General features: G+C 60.4%; 17 protein-coding genes and 2 riboswitches. Of the genes, 3 read left to right on the top strand and 14 right to left on the bottom strand.

Annotated elements, in window-relative coordinates:
• Nucleotides 1–26 precede the first annotated feature (26 nt).
• The 8 genes from EDD77_RS07140 to EDD77_RS07105 all read right to left on the bottom strand — a co-directional run bounded on the left by EDD77_RS07140 (nucleotide 27) and on the right by EDD77_RS07105 (nucleotide 10601).
• Entirely contained in the window at nucleotides 27–920 is an 894-nt protein-coding gene (locus tag EDD77_RS07140; RefSeq protein ID WP_058965174.1) for a DUF2156 domain-containing protein, read from the bottom strand.
• Nucleotides 914–1582, bottom strand: coding sequence for a dTMP kinase (locus EDD77_RS07135; RefSeq protein ID WP_058965175.1), 669 nt, complete (start codon nucleotides 1580–1582; stop codon nucleotides 914–916). The genes EDD77_RS07140 and EDD77_RS07135 overlap by 7 nt, the downstream gene beginning before the upstream one ends.
• Entirely contained in the window at nucleotides 1579–2361 is a 783-nt protein-coding gene (thyX, locus tag EDD77_RS07130) for an FAD-dependent thymidylate synthase (RefSeq protein ID WP_058965176.1), read from the bottom strand. The genes EDD77_RS07135 and thyX overlap by 4 nt, the downstream gene beginning before the upstream one ends.
• Nucleotides 2362–2378: 17 nt before the next feature.
• The gene (locus EDD77_RS07125; RefSeq protein ID WP_132587354.1) at nucleotides 2379–4928 is read right to left on the bottom strand and encodes an ATP-dependent helicase; all 2550 of its coding nucleotides are present in this window, start codon (nucleotides 4926–4928) and stop codon (nucleotides 2379–2381) included.
• Between the two features lie 258 nt (nucleotides 4929–5186).
• Nucleotides 5187–6209: a rod shape-determining protein gene (gene mreB / locus EDD77_RS07120; RefSeq protein WP_058965178.1), complete on the bottom strand. Its 1023-nt coding sequence runs from the start codon at nucleotides 6207–6209 to the stop codon at nucleotides 5187–5189.
• A gap of 34 nt (nucleotides 6210–6243) precedes the next feature.
• Nucleotides 6244–6966, bottom strand: coding sequence for a ComF family protein (locus tag EDD77_RS07115; RefSeq protein ID WP_058965179.1), 723 nt, complete (start codon nucleotides 6964–6966; stop codon nucleotides 6244–6246).
• Complete coding sequence (gene recD2 / locus EDD77_RS07110) at nucleotides 6963–9176, bottom strand: SF1B family DNA helicase RecD2 (RefSeq protein WP_058965180.1); 2214 nt, start codon at nucleotides 9174–9176, stop codon at nucleotides 6963–6965. The genes EDD77_RS07115 and recD2 overlap by 4 nt, the downstream gene beginning before the upstream one ends.
• A 54-nt stretch (nucleotides 9177–9230) precedes the next feature.
• Complete coding sequence (locus tag EDD77_RS07105; RefSeq protein ID WP_058965326.1) at nucleotides 9231–10601, bottom strand: MATE family efflux transporter; 1371 nt, start codon at nucleotides 10599–10601, stop codon at nucleotides 9231–9233.
• Between the two features lie 288 nt (nucleotides 10602–10889).
• Between EDD77_RS07105 and EDD77_RS07100 the strand changes: the two genes are divergently transcribed.
• On the top strand, nucleotides 10890–11366 hold the full coding sequence (locus EDD77_RS07100) for a pyridoxamine 5'-phosphate oxidase family protein (protein WP_058965181.1): 477 nt from the start codon (nucleotides 10890–10892) through the stop codon (nucleotides 11364–11366).
• Nucleotides 11367–11484: 118 nt separating this feature from the next.
• Here the strand turns inward: EDD77_RS07100 and EDD77_RS07095 are convergent, their stop codons facing one another.
• On the bottom strand, nucleotides 11485–12501 hold the full coding sequence (locus EDD77_RS07095; protein ID WP_058965182.1) for a YeiH family protein: 1017 nt from the start codon (nucleotides 12499–12501) through the stop codon (nucleotides 11485–11487).
• 193 nt (nucleotides 12502–12694) lie between these two features.
• On the opposite strand from EDD77_RS07095, the gene EDD77_RS07090 reads away from it, so the two are divergent.
• A complete protein-coding gene (locus tag EDD77_RS07090) occupies nucleotides 12695–13594 on the top strand; it encodes a LysR family transcriptional regulator (RefSeq protein WP_058965183.1) in 900 nt (299 codons plus the stop codon).
• A gap of 65 nt (nucleotides 13595–13659) precedes the next feature.
• On the opposite strand, the gene metK is transcribed toward EDD77_RS07090, so the two are convergent.
• Both metK and EDD77_RS07080 read right to left on the bottom strand, forming a co-directional pair.
• Nucleotides 13660–14805: a methionine adenosyltransferase gene (gene metK / locus EDD77_RS07085; protein WP_058965184.1), complete on the bottom strand. Its 1146-nt coding sequence runs from the start codon at nucleotides 14803–14805 to the stop codon at nucleotides 13660–13662.
• Between the two features lie 115 nt (nucleotides 14806–14920).
• A riboswitch (SAM riboswitch) is annotated at nucleotides 14921–15016 on the bottom strand.
• 58 nt (nucleotides 15017–15074) lie between these two features.
• Nucleotides 15075–15710 (bottom strand): ECF transporter S component, encoded by a 636-nt coding sequence (locus EDD77_RS07080; RefSeq protein WP_242868399.1) that lies wholly within the window; start codon nucleotides 15708–15710, stop codon nucleotides 15075–15077.
• A 134-nt stretch (nucleotides 15711–15844) separates the two neighbouring features.
• A riboswitch (FMN riboswitch) is annotated at nucleotides 15845–15969 on the bottom strand.
• A 171-nt stretch (nucleotides 15970–16140) separates the two neighbouring features.
• On the opposite strand from EDD77_RS07080, the gene EDD77_RS07075 reads away from it, so the two are divergent.
• Complete coding sequence (locus EDD77_RS07075) at nucleotides 16141–17241, top strand: mechanosensitive ion channel family protein (protein ID WP_058965185.1); 1101 nt, start codon at nucleotides 16141–16143, stop codon at nucleotides 17239–17241.
• 63 nt (nucleotides 17242–17304) lie between these two features.
• On the opposite strand, the gene EDD77_RS07070 is transcribed toward EDD77_RS07075, so the two are convergent.
• The 3 genes from EDD77_RS07070 to rfbD form a co-directional block, all read right to left on the bottom strand.
• Complete coding sequence (locus EDD77_RS07070) at nucleotides 17305–17988, bottom strand: HAD family hydrolase (RefSeq protein WP_058965186.1); 684 nt, start codon at nucleotides 17986–17988, stop codon at nucleotides 17305–17307.
• 79 nt (nucleotides 17989–18067) lie between these two features.
• Nucleotides 18068–19348, bottom strand: a complete 1281-nt coding sequence (locus EDD77_RS07065; protein WP_058965187.1) for a dicarboxylate/amino acid:cation symporter — start codon at nucleotides 19346–19348, stop codon at nucleotides 18068–18070.
• Between the two features lies 1 nt (nucleotide 19349).
• Nucleotides 19350–20195, bottom strand: coding sequence for a dTDP-4-dehydrorhamnose reductase (gene rfbD, locus EDD77_RS07060; RefSeq protein ID WP_058965188.1), 846 nt, complete (start codon nucleotides 20193–20195; stop codon nucleotides 19350–19352).
• Nucleotides 20196–20456 lie beyond the last annotated feature (261 nt).

Here is a 20456-nt window from a genome sequence, read left to right as displayed (position 1 = left end):
CCCCCTGGCCGCATGCGCGGCGAAGGTCATTTATTCAGTACCGCCCGGTACTTGGGCTCGATGATAATGGGATTGTAGGACAATTTTGCCTTGCGCAGGCCTTCCGAACCCACATCGTCCTCCCGGTTGATCATCTCATAACCGGCGCAGACCTGACGGGCCATTTCCCGGTTAATAATATTGTACGCGCCGTTTACCTCATACAGTGCCTTCTCCACGTTGGTGTCGAAGATGCGGTCGTTGATGGCGCTGCCGAAGGAGTAGGCCACAATGCGCCCACCGGCGGTGATATAACCGCCCTCAATGGGCAGCTCGGTGTAATGGTCGAATACCATTTCGATGGCCTCGTGCTCCATCTGGATGCCCGGGTCATCCTTATTGTCGGCCAAAGCGGCCCACTCCCGGTTGAACTGCCGCACCAGAGGCAGCGATTCCTCGGTGATGGCATGGAACTCCCAGTCCGGGTTTTCCCGGATAAAGCGGGACACATGGTTGCGCTTTTTCTGGAACTTTTTGCCCGGCAGATCGGCCAGCTCGGACCGGTCATAGATGTATTCGTAGTCGTCGCGGACCGCTTCAATGGTGAACAGGCCCGGGTACCACTGCTCCAGCCGCTGTTTTGCCTCCACTGAAACGCCGTAAAGCCAGGCGGGCTCGCTCTGGGCTCTGGCATCCTCGATGATGGCATCCACGGTGGCTTTTTCGTCGCCGTGGCCGGAGGGGTACAGATAATGGAAAATACCGCCCCGGTGGCTGCGGGCGATCACATGATCGCCAAAGCGGGCCACCTGGGTGTCGTACGCCCTGCTCCACAGATAGAGGGTCACAAAGGCGTAGGTACTGGTCATATAACCACTGGCATGCAGCAGCGGGGTCACCCACTGGGCATCCTGCGGTTCGATGGGTTTGAATGTCAGCATAAAATCTCCTTGGTCGCACACAGCACATCCTCATGAATCTGCTGGATGGTGCGCATCCCGCCTGCCTCACAGCAGGCAACGGTCACCCAGCCCAGCGCGGCGGCGCAATGCTTGGCCGCCCGCTGGCTGCGTGCCAGATACTCGGTATCCTTTTCGTGTATGTCTTTCTTTGCTTCGTCGCCCTGATAGCGACCGGTCATCAGCGCCTGGCTCACCGCCGGGTCCACTTCCAGATAGATTACCCGATCCGGGGCGGGAATTCCTATTTTATTATACTCAAAATCGAACAGCCAATCCAGAAACGCCTGCCACTGCTCCGGCGGCAGCTTGGAGCACTGGTGCACCGCATTGCTGGTGGTGTAGCGGTCGGCAATCACAATGCCGCCTTCGCGGTAGAACTCGCCCCACTTCATCTTGTAGCTGGCGAACCGGTCCACCGAATAGAAGGCGGAGGCCGCGTAGGCGTTCACATCGTCCGGATGGCTGCCGAACTGCCCGCCCAGATACATCCGGACCAGAGCAGAGGAATCGCTGGCATAGTCCGGAAAGGTGATCTGCATCACGTTTCTGCCCTGGGCCTGAAGGGCTTCGGCCAGCGCCCGGGCCTGGGTGGCCTTGCCGCTGCCGTCCAGCCCTTCGATCACGATCAGCTTGCCGTTCAACGCTCCAGCGCCTCCTTTTTCAGCGCGGCGTACTTTTCCCGCATGGCCAGAGTTTCGCCGCAGCTCATGGCGCCTTCCGGGCAGGCGCCCTTCACGCAGCCGGGGCCGGACATCTGGAACAGAGACGGGGCGATGGGATACACCAGCCGCAGCATCTCGTCCGCCAGCGCTCGAATCTCCCACTGGGCCCGGTTGCAGCACCGGTGCCGGAAGAAGTTCTGCAGGCTGCGGGCGTTCATGGTCACCACCATCTTGGTATCGCAGGCGTTGGGCAGCACGAAACGGGCATCCTCAATGGCCATCTTCTCGGCCTTCTTGGCGGCCTCGGCCTCGCTCATACCCTGTGCGGTCAGCCGACGGATGTGGCCGTCCTTCAGAAGGGCGGCGATGCGCTTGTAGTTCTCGTTCTCCTGCGCCATGGCGGTCTGGAATTCCTCCAGCGCCGCCGGATCCGCCTCGATTTCGGGCGGGGTCACATATTCAAACTGATCCAGCCGCACATAACGCTGGCTCTGCACACTGTAGCTGGCGATGCGGTGGCGGGTGATCTGAGCCAGCAGGCTGCGGGACACACCCTCAATGGCAAAGGTGAAGCTCACATGCTCGGTGGGGCTTTCGTGACCCAGCTTTGCCAGCCGCTCCACAAACTCCCGGCTTTTCTCCGGGGTCAGACCCGCCAGCAGATCGTCGATGCGGGCGTTGGAGTAGCACAGCTTTGCCGCCGCGGCCACCACCTTTTCCGGTTCCGGGGTATATGCGATCAGAGATACGTTCAACATTGGGTTGCCTCCAAAGGTTATTTGATCAGGGTCAGGGGAGCGTAGTTCGCCATGGTCTTTTTCACGCCGGCCTTTTCAAACCGGATTTCCACGATGGTGTCGCCCGCAGCGGGGGTCGCCTTGAGCACCACGCCCCGGCCGAACACCTTGTGCTCCACCACGTCGCCGGGCTTGAAGCTCTTGGAGCCAGCACCGGCAGCTGCCGCCGGGCGGGCGGGTGCCGCCGCGCCCACAGTGGACGTTCCGAACCGGCCGGAGGGCGAAGCGCCGAACCGGCTGCCGCCGCCCGTGGATGTTGCTGCACTCCGGCCGCCGAAGCCGCCGGACGCGCCCCACTCCCGCCGGGGAGCAGCCGCAGCACCACCGCCGAAGCCCGCGCCGGAGCCAAAGCCATGGCCGCCCTCGCGGGATGCGCCGCCAAAACCGCCGAAGCTGCCGAAGCCGCCGCCCCAGGAGCGCCCGCCGGACACCGCCGGGCTTTCCTCCATATCCAGCAGATCCGAGTCGATCTCATCCAGGAAACGGGAGGGCGGGTTGCGCTGGGTGCGCCCGAAGATCATCCGGCTCTGGCTGGAGGAGAGATACAGCTCCTTTTTGGCCCGGGTGATGCCCACATAGCACAGCCGGCGCTCCTCCTCCAGCTCCTCATCCGAGAAGCGGCACATGTCGCTGGGGAAGATGCCCTCCTCCAGACCGACAATAAACACATAGTCGTATTCCAGGCCCTTGGCAGAGTGCATGGTCATCATGACCACCACGTCGTTTTCCTCGTCGTAGCTGTCCAGATCCGAGATCAGGGCAACCTCTTCCAGAAAGCCCGCCAGCGTGGCCTCCTCACCCTTCTGGTCCGCGTAGGTCTTGACGCTGGAAATCAGCTGGCCAAGGTTTTCCAGACGGGATGCGCCCTCGTCGCCCTGGGCCTCCAGCATCTTCTTGTAGCCGGTGATTTCCAGCAGGCGGCTCACAAACTCGTCCAGCGGCAGGGTCTCGCTGGCCTGTACCAGCTTCAGATAGATGCCGTAGAAGCCGTTCAGCGCGCTGGCCGCCCGGCTGATGGCCGGGTAATCCTTCGCGTTTTCGCACACGCTCAGCAGGTTGACTCCCAGCCCGGCGGCGATCTCGCTCATCTTGTCCAGCGTGGTGGCGCCGATTTTGCGGGCCGGCTCGTTGATGATGCGCTTTAAACGCAGGTCATCGTTGGGGTTTGCCACGATGGACATATAGGAAATGATGTCCTTCACTTCCTTACGGTCGTAGAACCGCTGGCCGCCCACGATCTTGTAGGGGATGCCTGCCCGGGCGAAGTAGGTTTCCACCGGGCCGGACTGGGCATTCATGCGATAGAGCACCGCATGATCCCGCAGGCGGGCGCCCTCCTTCAGGTGCTGGCCGATCACGGTGGCGATGTGGGAGGCCTCATCCTGCTCGCTTTCCGCCAGATAATGATGCACCCGGTCGCCTGCGCCGTTCTCGGTCCACAGTGTCTTGCCCTTGCGGCCCTGATTGTTCTTGATCACGCAGTTGGCAGCGTCCAGAATGTTGGAGGTGGAACGATAGTTCTGCTCCAGCCGGATCACCTGCGCGCCGGGGAAATGCTGCTCGAAGTTCAGGATGTTTTCGATGGTGGCGCCGCGGAACCGGTAGATGCTCTGGTCGTCGTCACCCACCACGCAGACGTTCTTGTAGCCGCCGGCCAGCAGACGCACCAGATGGAACTGGGCCACACTGGTATCCTGATACTCGTCTACCAATACATAACGATACTTCTGCTGATAATACTCCAGCACATCGGGATTTTCCCGCAGCAAAAGTACGGTGTAGTAGATCAGATCGTCAAAATCCATGGCGCCGGCCTTTTTCAGCCGGGCGGAGTAATTGCGGTAGACCTTGGCCAGCAGACCGGCCTTGGTATCCTGCGGGGCTTCCATCGCCTCGTCCGGGCTGATGAGCTGGTCCTTCATCCGGCCGATCTGGCTCATGGCGGACTTGATGGGCAGGAACTTGTCGTCCACCAGCAGCTCCTTGTAGACCTCTTTCATGGCCCGTTCCTGGTCGCTGGTGTCGTAGATGGTGAAGCTCTTGGGGAAGCCCAGCCGGTCGGCGTCCCGCCGCAGCATCCGCACACAGGCGGAGTGAAAGGTGGAGGCGTTCACGTCCGCGCCCGTCTCCTCGCCCAGCATGGCGGCCAGACGAGCCTTCAGCTCCCCTGCCGCCTTGTTGGTGAAGGTGATGGCGAGCACGTTCCAGGGGCGGGCGTTCTCGTACCGCAGCAGCCGTTCCAGCCCGGGGGCAAGGGGCGCTCCGGTTTCCACCGCAGCCTTCAGAGCGGCCAGCTCCCCTTCGCCCACCGGCCCGGGCAGCCAGTCGGAGCCGTGGGCCTTGCCGAAGCGGATAATGTTGGCGATGCGGTTGACCAGCACCGTGGTCTTGCCGCTGCCCGCGCCCGCCAGAATGAGCAGCGGGCCCTCGGTGGAAAACACGGCCTTTTTCTGCACCGGGTTCAGCCGGCCGAACTGCTTTTCAATGTAGGCGTCGCGGTATTTCAAAAACTCGTTGGTCACGTTCATGGAAACTCCTTGTCCCGATCGGGCCGCAAAACCGGCCAATCGCACAGATATGCACTATCGGTTTACATTATAGCACAAAGCCCCCGCCAACAAAAGACGGGTTTGCCGGGAAATCGGCGACATGATCACAGACGACCAGCATACCAGCCGGAAAGGCCGTCTGTCTGTGGCCGGGGCAACAGCCTTTTTTCCCACGCAAAACGGCAGCCCTCTGCCCCACGTGCGGGACAAAGAAGGCTGCCGCAAAATTCAAATGGTTCAGCGCCGGCCCAGCCGGGGGGTGGCGTCCTGGAAGCCGGTTTCCAGATCCTCACCGATCACCAGGCAGTGGGCTGTGCCCAGGGCCACGCAGTTCACGGGATCGGGAGAAACCCGAACCTTCACCTTCAGCTCCTGGCTCATGTATTCGTCCAGGCCCTTCAGCATGGAACCGCCGCCGGTGAGCATGATGCCGTCGGTGAAGATGTCGCCCGCCAGCTCCGGGGGAGTTTTCTCCAGCACCTGATGAGCCGCCACGGTGATCTGCTCCACCAGAGGCATCACCGCCTCATACAGATCCTCGGTCTTAACCGTGAACTTCTGGGGCAGACCGGTGAGCAGGCTGCGGCCCTTCACTTCCATGCTGGAGGTGAAGGTGCTGGGCTTGCAGCAGGCCACCTGCTTTTTCAGCTCCTCGGCGGTACGCAGGCCGATGGCCACATTGAACTTGGAGCGCACGAACTTCATGATCTCGTCGTCGAAGGTGTTGCCCGCCACGTTCACGCTGGTGGCCCGAACCTTGCCGCCCAGGCTGATCACAGCGATATCGGTGGTGCCGCCGCCGATGTCCACCACCATGTGGCCGGTCGGCTCGCGGATGTCGATGCCGGAACCGATGGCCGCGGCCATGGGCTCGTCGATCAGGAACACCTGTCGGGCGCCTGCAGCCACCACGGCCTCCACTACGGCGTCGCTCTCGATGCCGGTAATGGCGGCGGGCACGCACACCGCAACCCGGGGCTTGATCAGGCGGGAATCGTAAACCTTGTTCACAAAGCGGCAGATCAGCTCACGGGTGAGCATGTGGTTGGAGATCACGCCGTCCTTCAGGGGGCGGATGGCCGAGATGTAGTTGGGGGTACGGCCCACCATGGCCAGCGCCTCGTCGCCCACCGCCAGCACCTGATCCTTGCGGTTGTCCACCGCGACCACGCTGGGCTGATTCAAAATAACACCCTTGCCCTCCACCGCGATGATGATGGTGGTGGTGCCAAGGTCGATGCCAATGTCATACTGTGCCATATCTTCATTCCCTCTCTATCTGCAAAGCGCGATTCTATCGCGCAAATTGTGTCTCTGCCAATGTGACCGCAAAAACGTCCAGCGCACCGGCGGTGCGCAGCGCCTTGGCGCAGTTGGACAGGGTGGCCCCGGTGGTGATCACATCGTCCACCAGAAGCACCCGTCTGCCCTCCACCGCAGCCGGATTGGTGGCTCGGTAGGCATTTTTCACGTTTTCCATCCGCTGGCTGGCGGTTTTGCCCTCCTGCTTTTCGGTGCGGCGGGTCTTTTGCAGCGCGCCGCAGTCCAGCGGAGTGTCCAGAGCCCAGGCCAGCTGACGGGCCAGAAGATCCGGCAGGTTGTACCCCCGTTCCCTGCCGGATGCCGGCACCGGAACCACCAGATCAAACCGGCGCAGCACCGGGCTCTGTTCCAATCGTATTATACCACGCTGCTGCCGGAAAGTACATCCAAAAATCTCGGCGGCCATCCAGACGCCCAGCTCCCGGGCACAGTAGCCCTGACCGCCGTTTTTCATCCGCAGAATGGCCTCGCGCACACAGCCATCGTAGCGGCAGACCGCCGCCGCACCGCTCAGATGCTCCATACAATGTTCGCTGTCGGGCAGGCGCGGGATCATCAGCTTCAGCTGTTTCAGCTCCGGCTCACAGTCCGGGCAGCGGGTGAGGAACCCCAGCACCCGCCCGCAGAAGGGGCAGCGCCGGGGAAAAACCAATACCCGCAGCTGCTCGGCCCACAGCCACCATTCGCCCCTCACAGGCTGGCCCCGTTGCGCAACAGGTCTGCAAGGCAGCTATACCGCAGATTCTGGCGGATGTTCTCGGTCATGCGGGCCACGGTATCCGGCCGACCGGCCAGAATGCACAGCCGCTTGGCACGGGTCACACCGGTATACAGAAGATTCCGGTAGCACAGCTTTTCCGGCAGATCGCTCACCGGGATGACCACCGCGGCAAACTCGCTGCCCTGGCTCTTGTGCACGGTGACCGCGTAGGCGATCTCCAGCTCGGGGATATTCTCGGCGGTGTACACCAGCTTGCGGTCGTCCATCTGCACCAGCAGCGCCCGTTCGCCGGGGTCTACTCCCAGAATCACGCCCAGGTCGCCATTGAAAGCGCCCACACCCGCTTCGCCGCCGTCCCGCTCGTAGGGGATCAGGTAATTGTTGCGCACCTGCATCACCTTATCGCCCAGACGGAACACCTGCCCCGCCATTTCCAGCTGGGGCTTGTCCGGCGAGGGAGGATTGAGCATCTCCTGCAGGCGCTGGTTCAGCGCTGCGGTGCCCACCGGGCCGATCTTGGTGGGGCAAAGAACCTGAATGTCCCGGATGGGGTCCAGGCCGTAGCTTTTGGGCAGGCGGGTGGCCACCAGATCGCACACCAGCTGCTGGCAGGCCAGGCCGCTTGCCTGTAAAAAGAAAAAGTCGCTGTTCCGGTCGCCCCGCTGGGGCACCAGTCCGTGCACGATGCGGTGGGCGTTTTCCACGATCATGCTCTGATTCTGCTGGCGGAAGATGCGGGTCAAACAGACGGTGGGCACCACCCCGCTGCGAATCACCTCGCTGAGGATGTTGCCCGGGCCCACGCTGGGCAGCTGATCCGCGTCGCCCACCATGATAATACGGCAGCCATGCTTCAGGGCTGCCAGCAGGCTCTGGAAGAGCTTGGCGTCCACCATACTCATCTCATCCAGCACCACCACATCGCACTTGAGCAGGTTTTTCTCGTTGTGGATGAAGCGCAGCAGATGAATCTGGGGGTCATAGTCCACCTCCAGCAGCCGGTGGATGGTCTGGGCCTTCTGGCCGGTGAGCTCGCTCAGCCGTTTGGCGGCCCGGCCGGTGGGGGCGCACAGAGCCACCCGGTCCGCCTGATTCTGGAACAGGGCCAGAATGGCATTCACGGTGGTGGTCTTGCCGGTGCCGGGGCCGCCGGTGAGCACCATCACGTTGCTGCACAGTGCCGTTTCGATGGCTTTGCGCTGCTCCGGCGCATAGGCAAAGCCCTGCGCCCGCTCCAGCGCCCGGATGTTCGCCTCCAGATCCCGGGGCTGGGTGGCCGGGTAACGGGTCAGCTCCCACAAGCGGGCGGCAATGTCCTGCTCGGCCCGCAAAAGATCCGGCAGATACAGATATTCCCGCCCCTCACAGATGTAGCGGGCCACCTCGCCTTCAGCGATGGCCGCATCCAGCTCCCGGTCGATGGCGTCCTCGCCGATCTTCAGAAACTTCGCGGTGGTGGTCAGCAGCTGGGGCCGGGGCAGGCAGGTATGACCGTTGCCCCCGTTGTGACGCAGCACATACAGAATACCCGCCCAGAGACGCAGGCTGCCGTCCTGCGCCAGCTGCATTTCGGCGGCGATGGCGTCCACCTGGGCAAATTTCAGCCGCAGGGGCTCGCCGCACAACAGATACGGATTCTGCCGGATGGCCTCCACGGTGTTCGGCCCCAGATGGCGGTAAACCTCCACCGCCCGCACCGGGCTGATGCCAAACCGGCCGAGATAGGCCACCGCCTCCCGCACGCCGAACATACGGCGGAACTCGTTGCTGATGGCCATGGCCTTATCCGAGGTGATGCCCCGCAGTACGGTGAGCTTTTCCGGCTGGTTGGCAATCACCTCCAGCGTGTCCGCTCCGAAGGTTTCCACCAGCTTTTTGGCGGTGGCCGGCCCGATGTAGGGCAGCGCGCCGCTGGAAAGATAGGCCAGCGTGGCGGCTTCGTCCTGAGGCATGGTGGCTTCGCAGGAAGTGGCCTTGAACTGGGGGCCATGGGTGGGATGGTTCTCAAAATGGCCGTAGAGGGTGACGCTTTCGCCCACATTCACCTCGCCCAGCACACCGGTGACCACATGCAGCTCGCCCCCGGCATTCACCTCAAACACCACATAGCCGGTGTCCCGGTTTTCATAGATCAGATGCTCGATGGTACCTTCCATCCGCAGCAGCTGCTGTTCCTGTTCCATGGCCTCTGCCCTCCTTTCGCCGCCCCTGGCATTTTTTCCTTATTATAATATGGATCAGGCTTCCGCCTTTTTCTCCGGCGGGTCGCCCAGATGTTCGAAAATACTCCGCAGCACCAGCACCGCCGCAATGCTCAGAATGACCTCGGCCACAGTCTGCGCATAGGCAAGGCCATACAGAGGCCAGATCAGGTTCAGGATTACCAGCGCGGGGATCTCCATCACGATCTTACGCAGCACCGCGAACAGCAGCGCCTGCCGCCCCATGCCACAGGCCTGGAACACACCCACCGCCAGAAAATCCATGCACAGGAAGGGCAGCGCCAGGCACATGCCGTGCAAAAAGCGGGAGCCGTAGGCCACGGTCTCGGGGTTCTCCATAAACAGGGTGATGAGCAGGTCGCTGTTGAACCAGTACAGCACACTGAGCATTGTCAGGAAGGAAAGCGCCAGCCGTGCTGCAAAGAAGAAACACCGCTTCATGCGGCGGTAGTTGCCGGAAGCATAGTTGTAGCTGACCAGCGGCATAAGCCCCTGCGAAAGACCCAGCGCCACATAGAAGGGCACCTGATTGATCTTCTGGGCGATACCCATGGCGGCGACCGCGTTGGAGCCGTACGCAGAAGTGAAGTTGTTCAGCACGGTCATGCCGGTCACGTTCAGAAGGTTCTGAATGGCGGCGGGAATACCCACGCCGCACACGCCCAGCACCACCTGCCGGTCCGGCTTACAGGGCCGCAGACTGATGCAGCTGCTCTTGCGCCGCACCACCATCAGCACCAGAAAATAACAGCATGCCACACAGTTGGACAGGAAGGTGGCAAGGCCCGCACCCGCTGCGCCCATGTTAAAGCCCCAGGGCAGAATGAACACAGGATCCAGCAGAATATTCAAAAAACAGCCGCTCATGGTACCGATGCTTGCATGCAGTGCCGCGCCTTCGCTGCGCACCATGTAGGCAAGCACCACGTTCAGAATCGCGGGCACCGCACCGCAGCAGGTGGTCCAGAACAGATATGCCTGTGTGGCAGCCGCATTTTCCTCGCTGGCGCCCAGCACCTGAAGAGCCGGAGCGGAAAAGAAGAGGAAAAGCAGCGAGATCAGCGCCCCGCAGAACAGTGAGCACCAGAAGCCAAAGGACGCACTCTGGCGGGCGGTTTGTTTATCGCCCCGGCCCAGCGCCCGGCTCATCATGCTGGAGGATCCAACGCCGAACAGATTGTTGATGGCATTAAAGGCCAGCAGCACCGGCGCTGCCAGTGTGACCGCCGCGTTCTGCACCGGGTTATTGAGCATGCCCACAAAGTAGGTATCCGCCAGATTATACAGCACCATAACCAGAGAGCTGGCAATGGTTGGCATGGCCATGGAAAGGACAGCCTTTGACACCGGAGCCTGTTCGAATAAATAGGTGCGATCGCTCTGCATAATACCCTCCCCGCCTGTCGCGGCGGGAGCATTTTCCCGGCGTGGGGCGTTCTGGACAACATCCGAAATTTCGGCAGCCGCCCCTTCTTTCACCCCGCAGGGCAAGAAGGAGGCAACGCCGCCGCAATACATTTTATCATAGCACAGCGGCCGGCTTTTTTCAACGCCGACGGCCCGTGTGGTCAAGCCGCTACAGACGGCCCGTGTGGTCAAGCCCCTCTTACCATCTGCCGCTCGCTGTGGTACAATGGCAGCAGAACCACAAAAACACCCCAGGAGGTACACAGAATGTTCCGACCGATGCGAAGAAAAAGCAAGGAGATTGACCCGCAGGCAACCCGGGAGCTGCTGCACAGCGCCCGGATCGGCGTGCTGGCCGTTCAGGGCGACGAGGGCTACCCCTATGCCATTCCCGTTAATTATCTGTATGAGGAGGAAACCCGGCGCATCCTGTTCCACGGCGCAGGCGCAGGCCACAAGGCGGACGCCCTGCGGGCCTGCAGCAAGGTCTGCTTCACCGTGGTGGGCAGCGAAACGGTAAAGGCCGAGCCCTGGGCGCCGTTTGTGCAGAGCGCCGTGGTGTTCGGGCAGTGCCATATGGTGGAGGATCGGGAGGAAGCGCTGCGTCTGGTTCGGAAAATGGCCATGAAATATTACCCGGACGAAGCCACCGCCGACGGAGAAATCGCCGCATCCGGCGCAGCGGTGCGAATGTTCGCCATTGAGATCGAGCACCTGAGCGGCAAGGAGATCCAGGAACGCTGAGGCACAGCCGATCAGCGTTTTTCGCCCGCCGCAATAAAAGAAAACCGCCCGCCAAAAGCCCTCAAGGCCCTTTGGCGGACGGTTTTCTTTCGTTTTTTCTGTTTTACCGGCGATTCGATCAACCAATGAATACCCGGATCAGCACCAGCGCGAACACAATCTGGCAGGCGCCCACACCCACGCCGTAGAGCATGGCACGGGGGCCCTCGGCGGCAAGATCCCGGAACTTCACCCGCATGCCGATGGCAGCCAGAGCGATGATCTCGAACTGCTGGCTCACCAGCTTGGCCGCATGGCTGACCACCGGAGGAATCACGCCCACGCTGTGCAGGATGGCCATGATGAAGAATCCGATGATGAACCAGGGCACGCCTGCCTTCACCGCACCGTGGGCACCCGCCTCGGACTTGGAGAACAGCGGGGCGTCATCCGTTTCCACATTCATGCGGGAATAGACCAGTGCCACCAGAACAATGAACACGATGCGGATGATCTTGAAGATGGTGGCGGTCTCCACCACCTCGCCGCCCACCAGCTGGGCGGAGGCGATTACCTGACCGATGGACTGCAATGTGCCGCCAATCATGGCGGAGGTGTGCAGCACCTCGTGCTGGTAAACCACGCCGGTGAGAATGGGCAGCACCACCATCAGAATGGTGCCGGTCACGTTCACAATGGTGATGGAGATGCCTTTATCCTTGCTGTCAGCCTTGACCACCGGCGACACGGTGGCAATGGCGGAGGAGCCGCACACCGCGTTGCCCGCGCCCATCAGCAGGCTGAACTTTTTGCCGAAGCCCATCTTGCGGCCGATCAGGTAAGCCACCGCAACAGTGAGCGCCATCTGGCAGGCGATGAAAGCCAGGCCACTCAGACCCAGAGCCAGAATATCGCTGAGCAGCAGGCTGGCGCCGGTGAGCACGATGGAATATTCCAGCAGATTCCGCTCGGAAAATTTGGTACCCGCATCAAAGCAGGGCTTGTTCAAAAAAGTGTTTCCGCACAGGATACCCAGACCGATGGCGAACAGAGCCGCGCCAATGCTGGGGAAAAACTTTGCGATGCCCTGGGCGATCAGTGCCAGTACCAGGCAGACCAGAAAGCCGGGAGCGTGTTTGGTGACGAACTGTTTCATAATATAGCCGCATTCCTTTCGTAGTTACAGGTTCCGGAAGGCGGCTGCTGTTACACGCCGCCCGGCGCCGGGAAATGCTGCCTTGCATGTCAACATTTCTCTGCCCGCACTTGATTATACGGCCGATTTCATATAAAATCAAATTAGTATTTATCGCCAATTCATAAGTTATATTTATAGGAAGTGTGATTGTATGCTGGATCCCAAGCTCCATACCTTTTTGCTGCTGGTGCAATGCCAGAGCACAACCCGCTGCGCCGAGCTGCTCCATCTGACCCAGCCCGCTGTAAGCCAGCACATCAAGGCGCTGGAAACAGCCTACGGTGTGAAGCTGTTCGTGAAGGAAGGGCGGCGGCTTGTTCTTACCCCTCAGGGGCAGCGTCTGGCCCAGCTTTGCCGCCGTCTGGCCACACTGGATGAACAGATTGCCCGGGAAATGCATCAGGCAGACACCCCCACCCTGCGCTTCGGGGCCACCCTTTCCATCGCGGACGGACTGATGCCCTCGGTGCTGCCCCGTCTGGTGGATCAGTTCCCGGAAATTCAGTTCCACATGGTGGAGCAGAACACCCATGCCCTGCTGGAACAGCTGGAAAACGGGCTGCTGGACTTCGCTCTTATTGAAGGCAACTTTGACCATCGCCGCTACGACTACTCCCCCTTTTTCGTGAGCCGTTTTGTGGGCCTGTGCAGCCCCACCAGCCCCTACCGGGTGTTTCGCCGCCTGCGGGATACCCTGCAGGCCCCGCTGATTCTGCGGGAGAGCGGCAGCGGTACCCGGGATATTTTTGAAGGGGAATGCCGGGCGCATAATCTGGCGGTGACCGACTATGTGAGCCTGTGTGAGATCGAACACATTCCCACCCTGCTGGGCCTTGTGGCCGCGGGCAAGGGCATCACCTTTGCCTACGAGGCCGCCGCCCGGAGCCTGCTGGCGCAGAACCGGCTGCAGGTGATGGAATTGGAGGATCTGCAGCTGGAGCGCCCCTTCCACTTTGTCTGCCTGCCGGGCAGCCCCCGCTCCGAGCTTCTGGCCCGGATGGCCCGGGCGGTAACACAGGCCGCCGAAACCTGTGCCGGAGCAGCTCTTTAATTAAAAAGACACCCGCCCGCCGGAGACTACCGGCAGGCGGGTGTTCTTTATGCGTATGGATTGAATCAGGCCAGAGCGACTTTCAGGGCCTCCACCCGGTCAGTGCGCTCCCAGGTTACACCCAGATCCTCACGACCCATGTGGCCATAGGCAGCCACCGCACGGTAGCCGGGCTTGCGCAGCTCCAGCGCGCTGATGATGGCGGCGGGGCGCAGATCGAACACCTTGCGCACCGCGGCTTCCAGCTCCTCGCTGTTGTACTTGCCGGTACCGAAGGTATCCACCAGAATGCTCACCGGCTCGGCCACGCCAATGGCGTAGGCCAGCTGGACCTCGCACTTTTCCGCCAGACCGGCAGCCACGATGTTCTTGGCAACCCAGCGGGCGGCATAGGCAGCGCTGCGGTCCACCTTGCTGGGATCCTTACCGCTGAAGGCGCCGCCGCCATGGCGGGCATAGCCGCCGTAGGTATCCACAATGATCTTGCGGCCGGTCAGGCCGGAGTCACCCTGCGGGCCGCCCACCACGAAACGGCCGGTGGGGTTGATGTAATACTTGGTGTTCTCGTCCAGCAGTTCAGCGGGAATCACAGGGCGGATCACCTGCTCCATCACGTCACGGCGCAGCTGCTCCATCTCCACATCCGGGCTGTGCTGGCTGGAGATGACCACTGCATCCACGCGCACGGGCTTGCCGTCGTCGTATTCCACGGTTACCTGGCTCTTGCCGTCCGGCCGCAGGTAAGCCATCTGGCCGTTCTTGCGCACCTCGGTCAGGCGCTTGGCCAGCTTGTGGGCCAGACTGATGGGCAGCGGCATCAGCTCGGGGGTCTCGGTGCAGGCATAACCGAACATCATGCCCTGATCGCCGGCGCCGCCCACCTGATCGTTGGTGCCCAGTGCAATGTCCGGGCTCTGCTCGTCGATGTTGGTCAGCACGGCGCAGGTGTCGGCGTCAAAGCCGTACTTGGCGCGGGTGTAGCCAATGTCCCGGATCACATTGCGGGCAATGGTCTGAATATCCACATAGCAGCTGGTGGTGATCTCGCCCATCACATGCACGAGGTCGGTGGAGCAGGTGGTCTCGCAGGCCACGCGGGCATTGGGATCCTTTTCCAGAATGGCGTCCAGCACAGCGTCACTGATCTGGTCGCAGATTTTGTCGGGATGGCCCTCGGTTACGGATTCAGAAGTAAAGAAACATTTCGGCATGGTGTTGCCCTCCTTGGTTTGTATGCGCCCAAAGCGCAGGATTTGGCTGAAAAGCAACTTGCCGGAAACTGCAACAAAAAGCGCCCAAAGGCCCGAAAGCCTTTGAGCGCCGTTACGCTTATCTTTCGGTTTCCCGCAGGATTTGGCACCTTGCATCATGCAGGTTGCCGGACTTCACAGGGCCTGTTCCCTCCGTCACTCTTGATAAGTTGCTATTCAATTTTCGAGACATACTATAACACACCCAAAAGGGTCTGTCAAGCACTTCTTTACCGGTTACGGCCGTGCAGCACCGGGCTGAGGGGCTTGTAGATCAGGAAGGTGATCAGCGAAACGATCAGTCCCTTGACCAGAGTAAAGGGCATGTTGAAGATCAGCAGGCATTCCAGCAGGCCGTTCACGCTGGGGCGCAGGGCACGGTAAGCGTCGATGATCAGGTCGATGCCGCCGAACATGGCGCTGTAAACCGGGTAGCTCAAAAAGTAGTTCACCGGCACAGAGATCACAGCCATGACCACAGAGCCCACCAGAGCGGCGATTACCGCGCCCATACGGGTCTTTTTGTATTTGTAGATCACGCCGGCGCTGCCCACAAAGGCTGCACCCAGCAAAAAGTTGCACACCTCGCCGATGCCGCCGGTGGAGCCGTGGAAGATGGCGGCCAGAATGTTCTTCACCAGGCAGACCACCACGCCGGACACGGGGCCCATGCTGAAAGCGGCCAGCAGGGCGGGCAGCTCGGAAATATCCATCTTCACGAAGCTGGGAATGAACATGGGCAGGCTGAAATCAAAGAACATGAGCACGGCCGCCACAGCAGACAGCATGGCGGTAACGGTCATGTTGCGTACCCGCCGGGTAGAGCGGGCCATGGTGGTGGGTTCAGCGGTTTTTGCGGTTGTCATAATCATTTTCCTCCCGGGCATATTGCCCAACATATTTTGGAAAGTCGGCCCCAGTGTGTTGCCCGGCAGGTAAAACAAAACGCCCCTTTGCAGATGGAATACACCTGCAAAAGGGCGAACAACAAACCTAAACGCTGCCGTTTCTTTCATCCGGACTATACCGTCGGCTCTGGAATTGCACCAGATCAGCACCCGGAAACACCGGATGGTCGCGGGCTATACCGCCGGTGGGGAATTTCACCCCGCCCTGAAACTGCTTTCTTAAGCATTATTATATGCGTGCCCGCTGAAAAATGCAAGTGTTTTGTGAATTTTGTTTTGCAAAAGCTGCATATAACTTTTTTGAAAGCGGGGTGTGTGATATACTATGAATGTACCCGTGTTCGACAATCTGCACGGGATAAAAAATTCAACAGGACGGATCACTGCTATGATCGAAAAAATCACAGAATATATCCTGAACACCGACGGCGCGCTCTTTCAGCTGGTTATCAGTCTGATTGTGTTCGTTGTATCTTACCTGATCAGTCGGCTTGTGCGCCACAAGATCATGCCCTGGCTGATGAACCTTTTAAACAAAAAGGAAAAGAAGGGCCCCTATGTGCTGGCCAAGGGCTTTTCCCGCCCGGCACCGGTGGCGGTATGGACCACTGGCATCTTCCTGGCCTGCGCTCTGCTTCCCCTGCCCGCAGACCTGGGCGGCGCTCTGACCAGCCTGATGAGCAAGCTGCTGCGGGTAACCATGATCTGCCTGCTGGCCTGGGGCCTGATCGGCAGCAGCGACCTGGGGCCGGTGCTCTTCCACGATGTGCGGGGCAAGCTGGACCTGGATGTGGACAACACCGTTGCCAACTTTCTGAACAAAGTTCTCAAGGGCACCATTCTGGTATTCGCCATTCTGATGCTGCTGCAGGAGCTGGGCTTCCCGGTGGGCAGCCTGATCACCAGCCTGGGCATTGTAGGCCTGACTCTTTCTCTGGCAGCCAAGGATTATGCCACCAACTTCTTTGGCGGGCTTGTGGTTATTTTTGAAAAACCCTTTGCCATTGGCGACTGGATCTGGTGCTCCGCCGGTGAGGGCGAGGTGGAGGATATTGCTTTCCGTTCCACCCGTATTCGCCAGCTGAACGACTCGGTTCTGGTGATTCCCAACAGCATTCTGGTGAGCAATGCCATGATCAACTACAGCCAGATCAACCGCCGGCTTGCCAAGTTCAGCCTTGGCGTCACCTACGATACCACCCGCAGCCAGTTGGAGAGCCTGATGGCCGACATCCGCGCCATGCTGGCCGCCCGGGAGGATGTGCACAAGGACACCATCCGGGTGCAGCTGACCGGCTTCGGCGCTTCCAGCATCGATATTCTGATTCAGTTCTACACCACCACCGGCGCGCTGGCTGAGTTTTTGAAGATTCAGGAAGCCATCAATCTGGATCTGATGGATCTGGTATACAAAAACGGATGCAGCTTCGCCTTCCCCTCCACCAGCGTTTACATCGAAAAAGCCCCGGCCTCCGCGCCTCGGGCCTGACCGGAAAACAAATGCCTCCGGGCGGTTTCCCAACACTAGGAATCCGCCCGGAGGCATTCTTTTTTACTGCTTTTCCGCCTGCTGCCAGCCGCGCAGAATCTCCAGCGCATCGGCAAGGCTTGCGGCCGCGGTAACGCCCTGCGGCACCGGCCGGCCCTCGGTATTCAGCCAGATGGTACGGATGCCCAGCTTCGCCGGGCCCAGTGCGTCGCCCTGCAGCGAATCGCCAATGTGCACCACCTGATCCGGGGCAAGGCCCGACAGCTCAAGCGCCAGCTGATAGATGCCCGGATGAGGCTTGGGGCAACGGGCCATCTCGCTGGTGACGATGCCCGCCGGAACAATACCGCACTGGCGCACCGCCTGCTCCACATATCCGGTATCGCTGTTGGTCACCAGCCAGACCGGCAGACCGCACCCGGACATAAACTCCGCAGCGCCCTCACACAGGCCCGGCGCGGCCCAGTGCTCGGCCATTTTATCGCACAGCGCTTTCGCATCCTCGCTGGAATGATACTCTTCCAGCAATTCCTGATAGCTTTCCAGCGCCAGTTCATACTGGGTGCGGAAGGTATCCCCCCAGGCCGCCTGCTGCTTTTCGCCGTAGCGTTTCCACCAGGCGGCAACCACTGCCTTCGGGTTCTTTTCGCTGCCGCTTTCGCAGACGCGCCGGATCACCTCGTAAGAGGCGGGGCCGTATTCCGGCACAAGCGTGCCGTAAAAATCACAAAAAATTGCCTGAATCATACGAAACCTCTCTTTCGGCTTTCAGCGCGTCCAGTCTGCGCCGAAACTGCTTTGCAGCCCCGGCTGCCCCGCGCCGCTTTCAGGAACGCTCAAACACGGATTTGTCCAGCGCCTTGTTCTGATGGGCCACAATGGTGGTGCACACCGCGTCGCCGGTGATGTTCACCGCGGTGCGGGTCATATCCAGAATGCGGTCGATGCCCATGATCAGGCCGATGGCCTCCACCGGCAGACCCACCGAGTTGAACACCATGGTCAGGGTAACCAGACCAACGCTGGGCACGCCCGCCGTGCCCACCGACGCCAGGGTGGCAGTGCCGATCACGGTGATATAATCCATCATATCCAGATGGATGCCGAAGGCCTGGGCCGCGAACACCACCGCCACGCCCTGCATGATGGAGGTGCCGTCCATGTTGATGGTGGCACCCAGAGGGATGGTGAAGGAGGAGATTCGCTTGGACACACCCATCTTTTTGGCCAGCGTATCAATGGACAGAGGAATGGTGGCATTGGAGGTGGCCGTGGAGAAGGCAAAGGCCATGACCGGGAAGAAGTTCTTGATGAACTTGATGGGGTTCAGCCCGGTGAACAGCTTCAGCATGCTCAGGTAGACCACAAAGCACTGGATGCCCAGCGCCAGGAACACCGCCACCATGTATTTTGCCAGCGGCAGAAAGGCGCTGAAGCCGATGGTGGCAAAGGTGCGGGAGATCAGGCAGAACACGCCCACCGGAGCCAGCGACATAACCATCATGGTCATTTCCATCATCACGTCGTTGAACTGGCTGAAAAAGCTGCCCACGGTTTCGGCCCGCTCGCCCAGCTTCGCCAGAATCACGCCCACAATCAGGGCGAACAGAATGATCTGCAGCATCTCGCCCTTGGCCAGCGCGCCGATGGGATTGTCCGGAATGATGTTGAGCAGCGTCTCGGTGAGCGATGTGGCCTGCATGCTTTCCACCTGGGTATTGGTGCTCTGCAGCACGCTCAGATCCAGCCCCACACCGGGGTTCAGCAGGTTGCCCACCAGCAGAGCCACCGTGACCGCACAGGCGGTGGTGCACAGGTAGAAGATCAGACTGCGCACACCCACGGTACCCAGCTTTTTGGTGTCACCAATGGACATGCTGCCGCACACGATGGAGCAGAACACCAGCGGCACCACCAGCATCTTCATCAGCCGGATGAAGCCCTGGCCCACCACATACAGCACGCCCTCCACAAGAATATCATTCTTGAAGGAGCCGTCCGGCACCAGATAGCACAGTGCCACGCCAAAGATAACACCCGCCAGCAGTGCAATGAAAATGCGGGTGGTCAAACCCATCTTTTTTGTTTTCTTCAAGCCGCGCTCCATCTCAGCCCTCCCTTTCGTTCAGATATTCCGTCAGCGATGCCTGCCAGTCGGGCATCTCGTACAGATCAATGATCCGCAAAATGAAATTGTCCAGCACAGCATAGGCCGGGCGGGCCAGATAATGCTCGGCCTCGCCGGTGGCCGCGGCGCGCAGCTGCCCCTGCAGCCCTGCCTGACGCAGGATCTCCCGGGCAAACTCGTACCGGCTGCACACGCCCTTGCAGGTGGCATGATAGGTACCGTACTCGTTGGTGTGGATCAGATGCAGAATCAGCCGGGCCAGATCCTTTGCGCTGGTGGGGCTGCCGTACTGATCCTGAGGCACGCTCAGGCTTTCGCCCTGCCGGGCCGCGGCCAGCACCCCGTTCACAAAGTTGTTGCCCTTTCCGTACACCCAGCTGCTGCGGAGGATGAAATGCTTGTGGGTGAACTCCTTCACATAGTTCTCGCCCGCCCGCTTGGACGCACCGTATACGGTCTGGGGATTGGTATCGTCGAATTCACTGTAAGGCTTTTCGGCATGGCCGTCGAACACATCGTCGGTGGAGAGCTGAACCATCTTGGCACCCACCTTACGGGCCACCAGGCTCAGATTGCGCGCGCCCAGCGCGTTGACCCGATAGGCCAGCTCCGGGTTCTGCTCACACAGGGCAATGTCGGTGATGGCCGCGCAGTTGATGATCACGTCCGGCCGGTTGATCTCGCCGAAGCTGAGCACCTCGTCAGTATTGGTAATATCCAGTTCAGCCCGGTCGGTGTTGAAGGTCTCCATTTCCAGAGGATCCAGGATTTCGTTTATCGCCGTGCCGATCTGGCCTTCCGCACCGGCGATCCATACTTTCAGCATCGCTAAGCTCCTTTCGCTGTTTGGTATGCGGGCCGCCTGTCCGCCTATTGTACACAATTATCGTATACAATCCTTTTTATTATAGCAACGGTTCTTTCTTCCTGTCAAATCAGGCTTTCCAACACTGCAGGCAGAAGGAGCCCGCCGTTAACCGGCGGGCTCCTTCTCAGCCTGTCGAAAAAGGTCACCGAAAGGTGGCCTTTTTCTCGTATTGAGGAAAAGAAAGCGGTATAATAGTGTGGGGGGATAAAAATGCTGGTA

Origin of the sequence: Allofournierella massiliensis (genome assembly GCF_004345265.1) — a bacterium.
In the GTDB taxonomy this organism is placed as follows: Bacteria; Bacillota; Clostridia; order Oscillospirales; family Ruminococcaceae; genus Allofournierella; species Allofournierella massiliensis.
This window is presented reverse-complemented; position numbering and strand designations above follow the sequence as displayed.

What these genes read in the sequence shown, in the direction of transcription:
- metK (WP_058965184.1), bottom strand. Translation starts at nt 14,805, where the DNA reads ATGCCGAAATGTTTCTTTACTTCTGAATCCGTAACCGAGGGCCATCCC.
- EDD77_RS07080 (WP_242868399.1), bottom strand. Translation starts at nt 15,710, where the DNA reads ATGACAACCGCAAAAACCGCTGAACCCACCACCATGGCCCGCTCTACC.
- thyX (WP_058965176.1), bottom strand. Translation starts at nt 2,361, where the DNA reads ATGTTGAACGTATCTCTGATCGCATATACCCCGGAACCGGAAAAGGTG.
- EDD77_RS07095 (WP_058965182.1), bottom strand. Translation starts at nt 12,501, where the DNA reads ATGAAACAGTTCGTCACCAAACACGCTCCCGGCTTTCTGGTCTGCCTG.
- EDD77_RS07075 (WP_058965185.1), top strand. Translation starts at nt 16,141, where the DNA reads ATGATCGAAAAAATCACAGAATATATCCTGAACACCGACGGCGCGCTC.
- EDD77_RS07125 (WP_132587354.1), bottom strand. Translation starts at nt 4,928, where the DNA reads ATGAACGTGACCAACGAGTTTTTGAAATACCGCGACGCCTACATTGAA.
- EDD77_RS07100 (WP_058965181.1), top strand. Translation starts at nt 10,890, where the DNA reads ATGTTCCGACCGATGCGAAGAAAAAGCAAGGAGATTGACCCGCAGGCA.
- mreB (WP_058965178.1), bottom strand. Translation starts at nt 6,209, where the DNA reads ATGGCACAGTATGACATTGGCATCGACCTTGGCACCACCACCATCATC.
- EDD77_RS07105 (WP_058965326.1), bottom strand. Translation starts at nt 10,601, where the DNA reads ATGCAGAGCGATCGCACCTATTTATTCGAACAGGCTCCGGTGTCAAAG.
- EDD77_RS07070 (WP_058965186.1), bottom strand. Translation starts at nt 17,988, where the DNA reads ATGATTCAGGCAATTTTTTGTGATTTTTACGGCACGCTTGTGCCGGAA.
- EDD77_RS07140 (WP_058965174.1), bottom strand. Translation starts at nt 920, where the DNA reads ATGCTGACATTCAAACCCATCGAACCGCAGGATGCCCAGTGGGTGACC.
- EDD77_RS07065 (WP_058965187.1), bottom strand. Translation starts at nt 19,348, where the DNA reads ATGGAGCGCGGCTTGAAGAAAACAAAAAAGATGGGTTTGACCACCCGC.
- rfbD (WP_058965188.1), bottom strand. Translation starts at nt 20,195, where the DNA reads ATGCTGAAAGTATGGATCGCCGGTGCGGAAGGCCAGATCGGCACGGCG.
- recD2 (WP_058965180.1), bottom strand. Translation starts at nt 9,176, where the DNA reads ATGGAACAGGAACAGCAGCTGCTGCGGATGGAAGGTACCATCGAGCAT.
- EDD77_RS07090 (WP_058965183.1), top strand. Translation starts at nt 12,695, where the DNA reads ATGCTGGATCCCAAGCTCCATACCTTTTTGCTGCTGGTGCAATGCCAG.